This is a genomic window from Rhodococcus sp. AC861 (assembly GCF_979256035.1).
In genome coordinates this window covers 1-250 of the sequence record NZ_CEEDMW010000073.1, presented here as the reverse complement: position 1 = coordinate 250, position 250 = coordinate 1, and the positions used below count along the sequence as shown (strand labels likewise).

Genomic DNA, 250 nt, shown 5'->3' with positions numbered 1-250 from the left:
GACGAGCCCCTCGAGGCGGCCGCCTGCGGACAACGACCCCGCGAGCTGGTCGTCGTCCAGACGCACCTCCTCGCCGACCGTCCCCGGAAGACCGGCGGCGAGGTGCGGTCGATCCGCCAACGGCCCGAGCACCGTCGTCGCCACCGGACGGGAAATGTCGGGCGGAAGAGGCGCCGCTGGGGGTGCTGCCGGGGCGGCGACGCTGATGTCCCGCGGCTGGCCCGACACGGGAAGGAGGAACGACGCGTCG

The 250-nt window shown here is 74.8% G+C and carries 1 pseudogene; it reads right to left on the bottom strand.

The annotated features are described in order from the left end of the window. Positions 1-250, bottom strand: a pseudogene (locus AC0IX4_RS23200) (glycoprotein); the annotation flags it as partial.